Origin of the sequence: Amycolatopsis sp. Hca4 (assembly GCF_013364075.1) — a bacterium.
In the GTDB taxonomy this organism is placed as follows: domain Bacteria; phylum Actinomycetota; class Actinomycetes; order Mycobacteriales; family Pseudonocardiaceae; genus Amycolatopsis.
On the sequence record NZ_CP054925.1, the window covers coordinates 8,890,258 to 8,903,439 of the forward strand.

Here is a 13,182-nt window from a genome sequence, read left to right on the forward strand (position 1 = left end):
CATGGACGCACTCGTCGCGGACGTGGTCATCGTGGGGTTCGGGGCGGCCGGCGCCTGTGCCGCCCTCGAAGCGGCCGACGCGGGCGCCGACGTCGTGATCGTCGAGCGCTTCGCCGGCGGAGGCGCCAGCGCGGTCAGCGGTGGCGTGGTCTACGCCGGTGGCGGCACCGGACAGCAGCTCGACGCGGGCGTCGACGACTCCGTCGACGCGATGTACGCCTACCTGCGGCTGGAGACCGGGGACGTCGTCTCGGAGCGGACGTTGCGGCGGTTCTGCGAGGGCAGCCGCGAGATGATCACCTGGCTGGAGGGCAACGGCGTGCCGTTCGAAGGCAGCTTGTGCCCGTACAAGACGTCGTACCCGAGCGACGACCACTACCTGTACTACTCCGGGAGCGAAGCCGCCGGCGGGTTCCGCGACGCGGCGAAGCCTGCCCCGCGCGGCCACCGCGTCAAGGGGCCCGGGACCTCGGGGAAGATGCTGATGGCGCGGCTCAAGGCGGCCGTGCGCGCCCGCGGCATCCGCGTCCTGACCCAGACGACCGCCCGCAGCCTGATCCGCGACGACGCCGGCCGCGTCACCGGGCTGGTCGCCGGCACCCTGAGCGGCGCCCCCGCGTCGGTGCGGGCGCGGCACCGGCGCTTGGCGCAGTACGCGGCGAAGCCCGGCATCTACGTGCCCTCGCTGCGGAAGTCGCTGCACCGCCGGGTCGAGCGCTTCGAACGCGCACACGGCCGTGAGCTGCGGATATCCGCCCGGCGCGGGGTCGTGCTGGCCGCCGGGGGGTTCATCGCCGACCGGGAGATGGTGCGCCGGCACGCCCCGCAGTACCGCGGCGGGCTGGCCCTGGGCACGTCCGCCGATGACGGCTCGGGCATCCGGATGGGGGCCGAGGCCGGTGGCGCGACCGGTGAGCTGGGCCGGATCTCCGCGTGGCGGTTCGTCACCCCGCCCAGCGCGTTCCTCGGCGGGATCATCGTCGACGCCGCGGGACGGCGGGTCATCGACGAGTCCCGCTACGGCGCCGCGGTCGGCGAGAAGCTCATCGAGCACCACGAGAGCAAGGGCTGGCTCCTCGTCGACGCCCCGATCGTGGCCGAAGCGCGCCGGGACGGCCGCAAGCAGAGCCAGTGGTTCCAGTGGCTCCAGCTGCGGTACCTGCTGCGCCGCGGCCGGGTCGTGGGGCAGACGGTCGAAGAGGTGGCGCGCAAGGCCGGCGTCGATCCCCAGGGGCTGCGCGCGAGCGTCGAGGCCTACCACGGCGACCGGGATCCGGTGGGCAAGCCGGCCGAGTTCGTGCGGCGCTTGGACAACCCGCCGTACTCGCTCATCGACATCTCGGTGCGGCCCAACCTCGGGTACCCCACGCCGATGCTCACGCTCGGCGGGCTGGTCGTCGACGAGGACACCGGCGCGGTGCGGAGCACGGCCGGGCAGCCGATCCCGGGGCTGTACGCCGCCGGCCGCACCGCCGTGGGAATCTGTTCCAGGTCCTACGTGAGCGGCCTGTCGCTGGCCGACTGCGTGTTTTCCGGCCGCAGAGCGGGGATCAACAGTGCCCTGGCGCAGGGCGTTCTCGACAAAAACGAGAACGTGTTCTAGTCTTCTCGGTAGAGCGAAACGAGAGAGGACTGCGCATGAGCGAGCAGGTGATCGCCGGGGTCCGGGACCTCCTGCCGGTCCTGCGGGATCGGGCCCAGGACACCGAGGACGCGCGCCGCGTCCCCGAGGAGTCCGTCAAGGCCCTGCAGGAGGCCGGGTTCTTCAAGCTGCTGCAGCCGAAGCTCCACGGGGGCTTCGAGGCCGACCCGGTGAGCTTCTACACCGCGGTGAAGCTGATCGCGAGCGCGTGCGGGTCCACCGGCTGGGTCGCCTCCATCCTCGGCGTCCACCCGTGGCACGTCGCCCTGTTCGACGCGCAGGCGCAGCAGGAGGTCTGGGGCGAGGACCAGGACGTGCGGATCTCCTCGTCGTACGCGCCGATGGGCAAGGCCGAGGTCGTCGACGGTGGCTACCGGCTGACCGGCCGGTGGAGCTTCTCCTCCGGGTCCGACCACTGCACGTGGGTGCTGCTCGGGGGGCCCGCGTTCTCCGGCGGCAAGCCGGTCGACTTCTGCACCTACCTGCTGCCGATCGCCGACTACTCCATTGTGGACGTCTGGGACACGATCGGCCTGCGCGGTACCGGCTCGAACGACATCGTCGTCGAGGACGTCTTCGTGCCGCAGCACCGGGCGCTGAGCTTCATCGCGACGTCGAAGTGCCGGGTGCCGGGCCAGGCCGTCAACCCCGGGCCGCTGTACCGCCTGCCGTACGGCTCGGTGCACCCGACGACGATCACCGCGCCGATCATCGGCATGGCCCAGGGTGCCTACGACGCGCACGTCGAGCACCAGCGCAAGCGCGTCCGGGCCGCGTACGCCGGTGAGCAGTCCAAAGAGGACCCGTTCGCCAAGGTGCGGATCGCCGAAGCGGCGAGCGAAATCGATGCGGCGTGGCTGCAGCTGACCCGCAACATCGAGGAACTGTACGAACTGGCCAAGCGTGAGGAACGGCTGCCCGTGGACCTGCGGCTGCGCGTCCGGCGCGACCAGGTGCGCGGCACCGAACGCGCGATCTCGGCGATCGACCGGCTCTTCGAGAACTCCGGCGGCCGCGCGATCCAGCGGGGCACGCCGATCCAGCGCTTCTGGCGCGACGCGCACGCGGGCCGCGTCCACGCGGCCAACGACGCCGAGCGCGCGTACGTCATGTACGGCACCGGCGCCTTCGGGCTCCCCGTCGAGAACGCGATGTACTGATGACCGCTCCCGAAGGCAAGTACGTCCAGGCGGGTTCGCTGAAGCTGCACTACCACGAGGCGGGCGCCGAGCACGCCGAGACGGTCATCCTGCTGCACGGCGGCGGCCCCGGCGCTTCGGCGTGGAGCAACTTCGGCCGCAACCTGCCGGAGTTCGCCAAGCACTACCGGACGATCGCCGTCGACCAGCCCGGCTTCGGGCGCTCGGACAAGCCGACCGAGCACCCGCAGTACTTCCGGCACAGCGCGGACGCCGTCCTCGGGCTCATGGACGCCCTCGGCATCGACCGCGCCCACTTCGTCGGGAACTCCCTCGGCGGGGGCGCGGCGGTGCGGTTCGCGCTCAACCACGGCAAACGTGCCGGGCGGCTGGTGCTGATGGGGCCGGGCGGGCTGAGCGTCAACCTGTTCGCGCCCGACCCGACCGAAGGCGTCAAGAACCTCGGCAAGTTCGGTGCGCACCCCAGCCGCGAACGCATGGAAGCGTTCCTGCGGATCATGGTCCACGACCAGTCGCTGGTCACCGACGAGCTGATCGACGAACGGTTCGCCGCGGCGAACACGCCCGAGTCGCTCGCCGCGATGCGGGCGATGGGCAAGTCGTTCGCGCACCCCGAAACCTACGAAGAAGGTATGCTCTGGCGCGAAGCACACCGCCTGCGCCAGCGTGTCCTGTTGATCTGGGGGCGTGAGGACCGCGTCAACCCGCTCGACGGGGCACTGGTGGCGCTCAAGACGATTCCGCGCGCGCAGCTGCACGTCTTCGGCGGCTGCGGGCACTGGGCCCAGCTGGAGAAGTTCGACGAGTTCAACCGGCTGGCCCTCGACTTCCTCGGGAGTTCCTGATGGGCATCCGGTCACTGGGCTACCTCCGCATCGAAGCCACCGACATGGCGGCCTGGCGCGAGTACGGCCTCAAGGTGCTCGGCATGGTCGAAGGCAGCGGCACCGACCCGGACGCGCTCTACCTGCGCATGGACGACTTCCCGGCGCGGCTGGTCATCTCGCCGGGCTCCGCGGATCGCCTGGCCGTCACCGGCTGGGAGGCGGCCAACGCCGGCGAGCTCGCCGAAATCCGGTCGCGTTTGGACAGTGCGTCGGTGCCGTACAAGGAAGGCACGCCGGAGGAGCTGGCCGACCGCCGCGTCGACGAGCTGATCAGCTTCGACGACCCGTCCGGCAACACCCAGGAGGTGTTCCACGGCGTCGCGCTGCAGCACCGGCGGGTGGTCAGCCCGTACGGCCACAAGTTCGTCACCGGCGAGCAGGGACTCGGCCACGTCGTCTTGTCCACAAAGGACGACGAGGCGTCGCTGCGGTTCTACCGGGACGTCCTCGGCTTCCGGCTGCGCGACTCGATGCGCCTGCCACCGCAGCTGGTCGGCAGGCCCGCCGACGGGCCGCCCGCGTGGCTGCGGTTCTTCGGCTGCAACCCGCGCCACCACAGCCTGGCGTTCCTGCCGATGCCGACGCCGTCCGGGATCGTGCACCTGATGGTCGAGGTGGAGAACACCGACGACGTCGGCCTCTGCCTCGACCGCGCGATCCGGCGCAAGGTGCCGATGTCGGCCACCCTCGGCCGGCACGTCAACGACCTGATGCTGTCGTTCTACATGAAGACCCCCGGCGGCTTCGACGTCGAGTTCGGCTGCGAAGGCCGCCAGGTCGACGACGACAACTGGATCGCCCGCGAGAGCACCGCGGTCTCGTTGTGGGGCCACGACTTCTCGGTCGGCGCGCGGCCACCGGGCGCATGACCTCGCTGGCGGTCGACCAGACCGAGTTCCGCAGCGTGCTCGGGCACTTCTGCACGGGCGTCACGGTGGTCACCGGCCGCGACGGCGACACCCTCGCCGGGTTCGCCTGCCAGTCGTTCGCGGCCTTGTCGCTGGACCCGCCGCTGGTGCTGTTCTGCCCGGCGCGCACGTCACGCACCTGGCCGGTGCTGGCCGCGGCGGGGAAGTTCGCGGTCAACGTGCTGGCCGAGGACCAGCAGGAGGTCAGCGCGGTGTTCGGCGCCCGCGGCGAGGACAAGTTCGCCCGGTTCGGCTGGACCCCGGCGCCGTCCGGCGCGCCCCTGCTCGACGGCGCGCTGACCTGGATCGACTGCGCGTTGGAGGCCGTCCACGAGGCGGGCGACCACTACGTGGTGATCGGCCGGGTGACCGCGCTCGGGGCGCCGTCCGACGCCCGCCCGCTGCTGTTCCACCGGGGGCAGTACTCGGTCACCGAACCGGTCCGGGACGCGTTCTCGGCCATGCTGCCCTGGCCCCGTCCCGACGACTGGCTGTAACCGGACTGACCCCACCGGGTGGTTGTGCACGGGTTCACAGGTGGGCCGCATCCCATTCGCAAGAGAAAGCCGAGACCCGGCGCGCACACTGTTACCGAGAAGACATCTTCCCGGGAGGAGTGAGTCGCGCATGCGTGGGCCCAGCGGACGGATCGCCCGGTTCGGGCGGCGGGTGCACCCCGGCCGCAACCCGCTGGCCCGGGCGGGTGACCGCGTCGAGGCCCTCCTGCTGCTGCTCGCCATCGCCGGCGCGATCCTCGCGATCCCGTTCGCGGCGGCGTTCGGTTCCGAGACGTACGCCGCGCAGACGACCCGCGCGGCAGAGGAGCGCGCCACCCGCCACCCGGCAACGGCGGTCTCCCTGGAGGCGGCGTCCGGCCAGCCGTACAGCACGGACGGCGCGGGCGCGCCGGCCGCCCAGACGTCGGTCCCGGCGGCCTGGTTCGACACCCGCGGCACCCGCCACACCGGCGAGGTCCTCGCCGACCCGGGCAGCCCCGCGGGAACCCGCGTATCGGTGTGGCTGGACCAGCGCGGCGAGCTGGCGGCCGAGCCGCTGTCGCCTTCGACCTCGGCGGCGGACGGAGTGTTCGCGGCAATCCTGCTATGGTCGGCGATCACCGGCGCACTGGTGGGGTTGTACGCGACCGTCCGATTCATCGTGACGCGTTTCCACGCGGCGGCGTGGGACCGCGCGTGGTCGCAAGCCCGCCACGACAGCCGCTTCTGACTCACTTCCAGCGGAAGTGCACGAACACCCGGCCGAAGTTGTCCTTGTCCTTCTCGACCCGGTGGTAGAGCGCCTTGACGTCCTTGCGCTCGAGAAACCGCAGTACGTGCTTCTTCAGCTGCCCCGACCCCTTGCCCGGGATGATCTCGACCAGCGGCGCCTTCTTGGCGACGGCCTCGTCGATCACCGCCTTGAGCGCCCGGTCGATCTCGCCGCCGCGGTTGTAGATGTCGTGCAGGTCCAGCTTCAGCTTCATGGACCCTCCCGTCCCGGAACGGCCGACACGCGTGATCCCCGGGGCGACACGCGTGATTGAAGGGTCGACACCGCGGCGCCGCGCCGTGTCGTCGCTCCGATCACGCGTGTCGACCTCCTGATCACGCGTGTCGGCGGTTGAGTCACAGCGCCTGCCACCAGCCGTCCACCGCGGGTGGGGCCTCCGCGTCGATGCGCTCGCCCGGGCGGGGGATCGCCAGCGGGAGGTCCGCCTCCTTCGCCTCGCTCCACACGCGGTCGGCCGGCTCGCCCCACGGGTGCATGGCCAGCTGGAACGTCGCCCAGTGGACCGGGACCAGCAGCTTCGCCCGGACGTCGAGGGCCGCCGCCACGCCCTCCTCCGGGGTCATGTGGATGTCCGGCCAGTGCGGGGCGTACGCGCCCACCTGGATCAGGGCCGCGTCGAACGGGCCGTGCTCCGCGCCGATCGCCGCGAAACCGTCGAAATACCCTGTGTCGCCGCTGTAGAACACCCGGTGCTCCGGCCCCAGCAACGCCCAGGACGTCCACAGCGTGTCGTCGTTCGTGATGCCGCGGCCGGAGAAGTGCTGGGCCGGCGTCGCGACGAAGCGGACGCCCGCCACCGTGGCCTCTTCGTGCCAGTCGAGCTCGATGATCCGGCCGGCCGGGACGTGCCAGCGCTCCAGGTGCGCGCCCACGCCGAGCGGCACCAGGAAGGGGGCGTCCGAGGAGCCGACCAGCTCGCGGACCGTGGCCAGGTCCAGGTGGTCGTAGTGGTCGTGCGAGATCACCACGGCGTCGATCCGGCCGAGCCCGGACAGCGGCACCGGCGGCTCGTGCAGCCGCCGCGGGCCGGCGAACGCGGCGGGGGAGACCCGCTCGCTCCACACCGGGTCGAGCAGCACGCGGGCGCCGTCGAGCTCGACCAGCGTCGAAGCGTGGCCGTACCAGGTCAGGTGCAGGCCGTCGGCCGACAGCACCGGCTCCGCCGCCACCAGCGGCACCGCGCCGGCCGGTTTGCGCAGCTCACGGTGCTCGCCGAAGAACATCTCGCGGAAGATGGTCCGCATCGACGACGCCGTCATCGGGTGCCGCGGTGCCGCGTTGCGGAACACCTTGCCGTCGAACTGCGGCGAGGACCGGACCCGCTCGGCCCGTGCGCCGGTGGCTTTCGCGCCGAACGCCGCCGGCAGGTCCCGCAGGGCCGCGACCGTCTTCTTCATCGTGCCGTCTTCTCCATGCCCCGAGTCTACGAACGCTTCCTGAGAGGCGCCCCAGCTTCATGCAGGTGGGTGAGGGCCTGCCGGTAGGACTCGACGAGGCTCGTCTGCAGGTAGGGGATGCCCAGCTCGGCGCAGTAGGTTTGCACGATCGGCTGGGCCCGCCGCAGGTGCGGCGACGGCATGCTGGGGAACAGGTGGTGCTCGATCTGGTAGTTGAGCCCGCCGAGGGCGACGTCGGTGACGAGCCCGCCGCGGACGTTGCGCGAGGTCAGCACCTGCTTGCGGAGGAAGTCGAGCTCGGTGCGCCCGGTCAGCGTCGGCATGCCCTTGTGGTTGGGCGCGAAGATCGATCCCATGTAGACACCCCAGAGCCCCTGGTGCACGGCGAAGAACAACAGCGCCATCCCGGGGGAGAGCAGGGTGAACAGCGCGCTGAAGTAGAGGACGAAGTGCGCGGCCAGCAGGACGGCTTCCGTCTTACGGCGCCGCAGGCCCGGCTTGCGGACCGCGCGGATGCCGGACCAGTGCAGGTTGAGGCCTTCGAGGGTGAGCAGCGGGAAGAACAGGAACGCCTGGTACCGCCCGATGAACCGCGGCACGCCACGGCTGGCGCGCGCCTGGTCCTTCGACCAGACGAGGATGTCCGGATCGACGTCCGGGTCGAGCTCCTCGTGGTTCGGGTTGGCGTGGTGGCGGGTGTGCTTATCCATCCACCAGCCGTAGCTCATCCCGATCCCGAGGTTCCCGGCGAGCATCCCGGCGATTTCGGTGGGCCGCCGGCGCCGGAACACCTGTTTGTGGGCGAGATCGTGCGAGAGCAGGGCGACCTGCCCGAACATGACGGCCATGAACGCGGCGACGGCGAGCTGCCACCAGGAGTCGCCCAGCAGCGCGAAGGCCACCCAGCCGGCGGCGAACAACCCGGCGACGAGCCCGATCCGGGCGGTGTAGTAGCCGGGACGGCGCTTCATCAGGCCGGCGGCGGAGATGCGGTGGCTCAGCCGGGCGAAGTCGCTGCCGACCTGGTTCTCGGTGGTGGTCACCCACCCGAGTCTTCGCGCCCGCGGGGTGTCCCGGAATGTGGTGCGCTCGAAGGACTTTCGGGGGGCCAGCCCTACCGGCCGCGCTGGTATACGCGCGGCCGGCCGGGTGTCAGCTGATGTACTCCGCGAGGTGCTTCCCCGTCAACGTCTTCTTCCGCGCCTTCACCAGCTGGGCCGGCGTCCCCTCGAACACGACCCGGCCGCCGTCGTGGCCGGCGCCCGGGCCGAGGTCGACGATCCAGTCCGCGTGGGCCATCACCGCCTGGTGGTGCTCGATCACGATCACCGACTTGCCCGCGTCCACCAGGCGGTCCAGCAGGCCCAGCAGCTGCTCGACGTCCGCCAGGTGCAGGCCGGCCGTCGGCTCGTCCAGCACGTACACCCCGCCCTGCTCCGCCATGTGCGTCGCCAGCTTGATCCGCTGGCGCTCGCCGCCGGACAGGGTCGTCAGCGGCTGGCCCAGCGTCAGGTAGCCCAGGCCGACGTCGGACAGGTGCGTCAGGATCTTGTGCGCCGCCGGCAACGCGGCGTCGCCGGACGAAAAGAACTCCAATGCCGAGGACACCGACATGCCGAGCACTTCGCTGATGTCCCGGCCGCCGAACGTGTAATCCAGCACGTCGGCGTTGAACCGCTTTCCCTCGCAGACTTCGCACGGCGTCGCGGTCCCCGCCATGATGCCCAGGTCGGTGTAGACCACGCCGGCGCCGTTGCAGTTCGGGCACGCGCCCTCTGAGTTCGCGCTGAACAGTGCCGGCTTGACGCCGTTGGCCTTGGCGAACGCCTTGCGGATCGGCTCCAGCAGGCCGGTGTAGGTCGCCGGGTTGCTGCGGCGCGAGCCGCGGATGCCGGTCTGGTCGACCGTCACCACACCTTCGCCGCCGGACACCGAGCCGTGGATCAGCGAGCTCTTGCCCGAGCCCGCCACGCCGGTCACCACCACCAGCACCCCGAGCGGGATGTCGACGTCGACGTCCTGCAGGTTGTGCGTCGCCGCCCCGCGCACCTCCAGGAAGCCCGACGGCTCACGCACCGACGGCTTCAGCGAGGCGCGGTCGTCCAGGTGCCGCCCGGTCAGCGTGCCGCTGGAGCGCAGACCGTCCACAGTGCCCTCGAAGACGATCTCGCCGCCCTCGGTGCCCGCGCGCGGGCCCAGGTCGACGACGTGGTCGGCGATCGCGATGGCCTCCGGCTTGTGCTCCACCACCAGCACCGTGTTGCCCTTGTCGCGCAGCTGCAGCAGCAGGTCGTTCATGCGGCGGATGTCGTGCGGGTGCAGCCCGATCGTAGGCTCGTCGAAGACGTAGGTGACGTCGGTCAGTGACGAGCCGAGGTGGCGGATCATCTTGGTGCGCTGGGCTTCCCCGCCCGAGAGTGTCCCGGATGGGCGGTCCAGCGAGAGGTAGCCCAGGCCGATCTCGACGAACGAGTCGAGCGTGTGCTTCAGCGCGTCCAGCAGCGGCGCGACCGACGGCTCGGACAGCTTCCCCACCCACGCGGCGAGGTCGCTGATCTGCATCGCGCAGGCGTCGGCGATGCTGATCCCGCCGATCTTCGACGAGCGCGCCTCCGGTGACAGCCGCGTGCCGTTGCAGTCCGGGCAGGTCTGGAAGGTCACCGCCCGCTCGACGAACGCCCGGATGTGCGGCTGCATCGCGTCGACGTCCTTGGACAGGAAGGACTTCTGGATCGCCGGCACCAGCCCCGAGTAGGTCAGGTTGATGCCCTCGACCTTGATCTTCGTCGGTTCCTTGTAGACCAGGTCGTTGAACTGCTTCTTGGTGAACTTCTTGATCGGCTTGTCCGGGTCGAAGAAGCCGGAACCGCGGAAGATGCGGCCGTACCAGCCCTCCATGCTGTAGCCCGGGATGGTGATCGCGCCTTCGTTGAGCGACTTGTTCTCGTCGAACAGCGCGGTGAGGTCGATGTCGTTGACCTTGCCGCGGCCCTCGCAGCGCGGGCACATGCCGCCGGTGATGCTGAAGCTGCGGCGTTCCTTGATCTGCCGCCCGCCCTTTTCGATGGTGACCGCGCCCGCGCCGCTGATCGAGGCGACGTTGAACGAAAACGCCTGCGGCGAGCCGATGTGCGGCGTTCCCAGCCGGCTGAACAGGATGCGCAGCATCGCGTTCGCGTCCGTCGCGGTGCCGACGGTGGAGTGCGGGTTGGCACCCATCCGCTCCTGGTCGACGATGATCGCGGTGGTGATCCCGTCGAGCACGTCGACGTCCGGTCTGGCCAGCGTCGGCATGAACCCCTGCACGAAGGTGCTGTAGGTCTCGTTGATCAGCCGCTGCGACTCGGCGGCGATCGTGCTGAACACCAGTGAGCTCTTGCCCGAGCCGGAAACCCCGGTGAACACCGTCAGCCGCCGCTTGGGCAGCTCGACGCTGACGTCCTTGAGGTTGTTCACGCGCGCACCGTGGACGCGGATCAGGTCATGGCTGTCGGCCACGTGCTTGCTCATCGTGAACTCCAGTTTTTGGTTCGGGCCTCGGCGGCTTGCCGGTATTCGTGCGGGGAAAGGCCGTAGGCGTCCCGGAAACGGCGGATGAATTGCGCGACCGGCAGGTCCACGGTGCTCGCGAGCGTTTCGACGTCCAGGGGACTGGCGTATTCGCGGTCGATGCGATCGCGGACGCGGCGCAATACCGCCAATTCACGCAGGTGGTGGTGCGCGGCGGCTTTCAGGCCGAGGCACATGCCGGGTTCCTTTCCGGAAGGCGGCCGAGCACGGCCCTGGCCGCGATCGGGAGCAGCAGGAGGGTCAGCACGCCGGACAGCGCGAGGCCGCCCGTGCTGCCGGTCAGGTCGATCAGGGGGCCGCCCAGTGCCAGCCCGAGCGGGGCGGCGACCGTGGCGCCGGTCGTCCACAGCGTGACGACCTGCTGCTGTTCGCCGGGGGCGAGCCCCGACTGCAGGAAGCTGTAGGCGACCGGCGTGAACGGCGCGTACACCAGGCCGCCCAGTCCGAAGACGAGCAGCGCCACGGTGAGGTCGCCGGTGACGGCGAGCGCGATCGGGCACAGCGCCCACAGGCCGATGATCGCCACCAGCAGCGGCCGCTGCGGCAGGTTCCGCAGCCGGCTGACGAGCGCGGAGCCGAGGAACGCGCCCACCCCGAGCGCACCCCACAGCACCCCCAGCCCGGACGCGCCGGCGTGGAGCGTCCCGCTCACGTACAGCGGGAGCGCCACTTCGACCGGCATGTACAGGAAGTTGAAGAAGAACTCGACCACCAGCAGCCGCGCGGCGACCGGGCGGCGGCGCAGGATCCGCCAGCCCGACTCGGGGGCGCCCTCGTCGCGCAGCGCGTTGCGGTCTCCGGCCTCGCGGGGAACGCAGGCCAGCAGGACCAGCGCGCCGGCCGCGTCGACGAAGAGCGCGAAGCCCGCGCCGGTCGTCGCGACGAGGATCCCGCCCAGCACCGGGCCGGCGATGTAGAGCGCGAACGTCGTGTTCAGGCCCAGCAGGCCGTTGACCGAGAAGCGCCCGGCCTCGCCCGCGGCCGACGTCGCGAGCAGGCGCCGGCTGCTCGACCCGGCCAGCCGGAACGTCGCGCCGAAGAGGAGCCCGGCGACCAGCACCGGCAGCGTGAGCCGGCCCGTGACGGCCAGGACGCCGAGGGCGGCGAAGGTCAGCGACCGCAGCACGCAGTCGGCGACGAGCAGCGTGCGCGGCGGCACCCGCACCCGGCCGAGGCCGATGGCCAGGGCGAGCACGGTGGAGAGGACGAACGGCGCGGCCTCCACGAGCCCGATGGCGATGGCCTTCGGGACGTCACCGTGCAGGGACAGCGTCTGGACGGGCATGGCGACCAGCAGCATGCCGGTGCCGACGTTGGCCAGGAGATCCCCCAGCAGGAGCCCGGCGAGCCGCCGGTCGCGCAGCACCTCGCGGTAGCCGCGCGCGGGGGCGGTCGTGGTCAGCGCAGCTCCTGGATGCGCAGCAGGTTGCCCGCCGGGTCGCGGAACGAGCAGTCGCGGATGCCGTAGGGCTGGTCGACCGGCTCCTGGACGACCTCGGCGTTGCCCGCCTCGAGCTTGGCGAACAGGGCGTCGAGGTCCTTGGTGGCGAGGTTGACCGAGGCGTAGGTGCCCTTGGCCATCATCTCGTTGATCATCCGGCGCTCGTCGTCGGTCAGGCCCGGCGTCGCGGCCACCGGCGCCAGCACGATCGCGGTGTCCGGCTGGTTCGGCGGGCCGACGGTGATCCACTGCATGTCGCCGTACTTGACGTTCTGGCGGACCTCGAAGCCGAGGAGGTCGCGGTAGAAGGCGAGCGAGGCTTCCGGATCCGTGTGCGGGAGGAAGCTGGAGTGAATGGTGACGTCCATGGTCGTCACCCTAGGTGGCCGTCGACGGCCGCGCTTCTCGATTCCTGATCGGTCGCGTGACCTGTTTGGCGACGCACGGCGGCATGCCGACGGTGGCCTCGGCCTGCTGCTCGCGGTAGGCGCTCGGAGGCATCCCGACCAGCTCGGCGAACCGGGTGCTGAAGGTGCCGAGCGACGAGAACCCGACGGTGAAGCAGACCTCGGTGACGCTCAGCTCGCCCTTGCGCAGCAGCGCCATGGCCCGTTCGATCCGCCGCGTCATGAGGTACGAGTACGGTGACTCACCGTAGGCGCGCCGGAACTGCCGGCTGAGGTGCCCGCCGGACATGTTCACGCCACGCGCCAGCGCCTCGACGTCGAGCGGCTGGGCGTACTCCCGGTCGATCCGGTCGCGCACGCGCCTCAGCAGCGCGAGGTCGCGCAGGTACTGCTCCGTGGACGTGCTGGTCACCCCTGGATCCTGCCACAGCGGACGGGCCCGGCGGAGGGAATCGTGTCGACCCCCTGATCACGCGTGTC

Annotated in this window: 14 protein-coding genes; 6 read left to right on the top strand and 8 right to left on the bottom strand. The window is 70.9% G+C overall.

Features of this window, described 5'->3' with window-relative positions; genetic code table 11:
• Position 1: 1 nt before the first annotated feature.
• The 6 genes from HUT10_RS40505 (at position 2) to HUT10_RS40530 (ending at position 5,824) form a co-directional block, all read left to right on the top strand.
• Positions 2-1,603 (top strand): FAD-binding protein, encoded by a 1,602-nt coding sequence (locus tag HUT10_RS40505; protein ID WP_176176022.1) that lies wholly within the window; start codon positions 2-4, stop codon positions 1,601-1,603.
• 35 nt (positions 1,604-1,638) lie between these two features.
• Positions 1,639-2,802, top strand: a complete 1,164-nt coding sequence (gene hsaA, locus HUT10_RS40510; protein ID WP_176176023.1) for a 3-hydroxy-9,10-secoandrosta-1,3,5(10)-triene-9,17-dione monooxygenase oxygenase subunit — start codon at positions 1,639-1,641, stop codon at positions 2,800-2,802.
• Entirely contained in the window at positions 2,802-3,647 is an 846-nt protein-coding gene (hsaD, locus tag HUT10_RS40515) for a 4,5:9,10-diseco-3-hydroxy-5,9,17-trioxoandrosta-1(10),2-diene-4-oate hydrolase (protein WP_176176024.1), read from the top strand. The genes hsaA and hsaD overlap by 1 nt, the downstream gene beginning before the upstream one ends.
• On the top strand, positions 3,647-4,558 hold the full coding sequence (gene hsaC, locus HUT10_RS40520) for an iron-dependent extradiol dioxygenase HsaC (protein ID WP_176176025.1): 912 nt from the start codon (positions 3,647-3,649) through the stop codon (positions 4,556-4,558). The genes hsaD and hsaC overlap by 1 nt, the downstream gene beginning before the upstream one ends.
• A complete protein-coding gene (gene hsaB, locus HUT10_RS40525) occupies positions 4,555-5,094 on the top strand; it encodes a 3-hydroxy-9,10-secoandrosta-1,3,5(10)-triene-9,17-dione monooxygenase reductase subunit (protein ID WP_176176026.1) in 540 nt (179 codons plus the stop codon). The genes hsaC and hsaB overlap by 4 nt, the downstream gene beginning before the upstream one ends.
• Positions 5,095-5,224: 130 nt before the next feature.
• Positions 5,225-5,824 carry a hypothetical protein gene (locus HUT10_RS40530; protein ID WP_176176027.1) on the top strand — a complete coding sequence of 200 codons (600 nt, stop codon included), beginning with the start codon at positions 5,225-5,227 and terminating at the stop codon, positions 5,822-5,824.
• Position 5,825: 1 nt separating this feature from the next.
• On the opposite strand, the gene HUT10_RS40535 is transcribed toward HUT10_RS40530, so the two are convergent.
• The 8 genes from HUT10_RS40535 to HUT10_RS40570 form a co-directional block, all read right to left on the bottom strand.
• Complete coding sequence (locus HUT10_RS40535; protein WP_176176028.1) at positions 5,826-6,080, bottom strand: Smr/MutS family protein; 255 nt, start codon at positions 6,078-6,080, stop codon at positions 5,826-5,828.
• Between the two features lie 142 nt (positions 6,081-6,222).
• A complete protein-coding gene (locus HUT10_RS40540; RefSeq protein WP_176176029.1) occupies positions 6,223-7,284 on the bottom strand; it encodes an MBL fold metallo-hydrolase in 1,062 nt (353 codons plus the stop codon).
• A gap of 26 nt (positions 7,285-7,310) precedes the next feature.
• Entirely contained in the window at positions 7,311-8,327 is a 1,017-nt protein-coding gene (locus tag HUT10_RS40545; RefSeq protein ID WP_176176030.1) for an acyl-CoA desaturase, read from the bottom strand.
• A 109-nt stretch (positions 8,328-8,436) separates the two neighbouring features.
• Positions 8,437-10,794: an excinuclease ABC subunit UvrA gene (locus HUT10_RS40550; RefSeq protein WP_176176031.1), complete on the bottom strand. Its 2,358-nt coding sequence runs from the start codon at positions 10,792-10,794 to the stop codon at positions 8,437-8,439.
• Complete coding sequence (locus tag HUT10_RS40555) at positions 10,791-11,030, bottom strand: helix-turn-helix transcriptional regulator (RefSeq protein WP_176176032.1); 240 nt, start codon at positions 11,028-11,030, stop codon at positions 10,791-10,793. The genes HUT10_RS40550 and HUT10_RS40555 overlap by 4 nt, the downstream gene beginning before the upstream one ends.
• Positions 11,015-12,220, bottom strand: coding sequence for an MFS transporter (locus HUT10_RS40560; RefSeq protein ID WP_176176033.1), 1,206 nt, complete (start codon positions 12,218-12,220; stop codon positions 11,015-11,017). The genes HUT10_RS40555 and HUT10_RS40560 overlap by 16 nt, the downstream gene beginning before the upstream one ends.
• 32 nt (positions 12,221-12,252) lie before the next feature.
• Positions 12,253-12,663 (bottom strand): VOC family protein, encoded by a 411-nt coding sequence (locus HUT10_RS40565; protein WP_176176034.1) that lies wholly within the window; start codon positions 12,661-12,663, stop codon positions 12,253-12,255.
• A 10-nt stretch (positions 12,664-12,673) separates the two neighbouring features.
• A complete protein-coding gene (locus HUT10_RS40570) occupies positions 12,674-13,114 on the bottom strand; it encodes a helix-turn-helix transcriptional regulator (RefSeq protein WP_176176035.1) in 441 nt (146 codons plus the stop codon).
• Positions 13,115-13,182 lie beyond the last annotated feature (68 nt).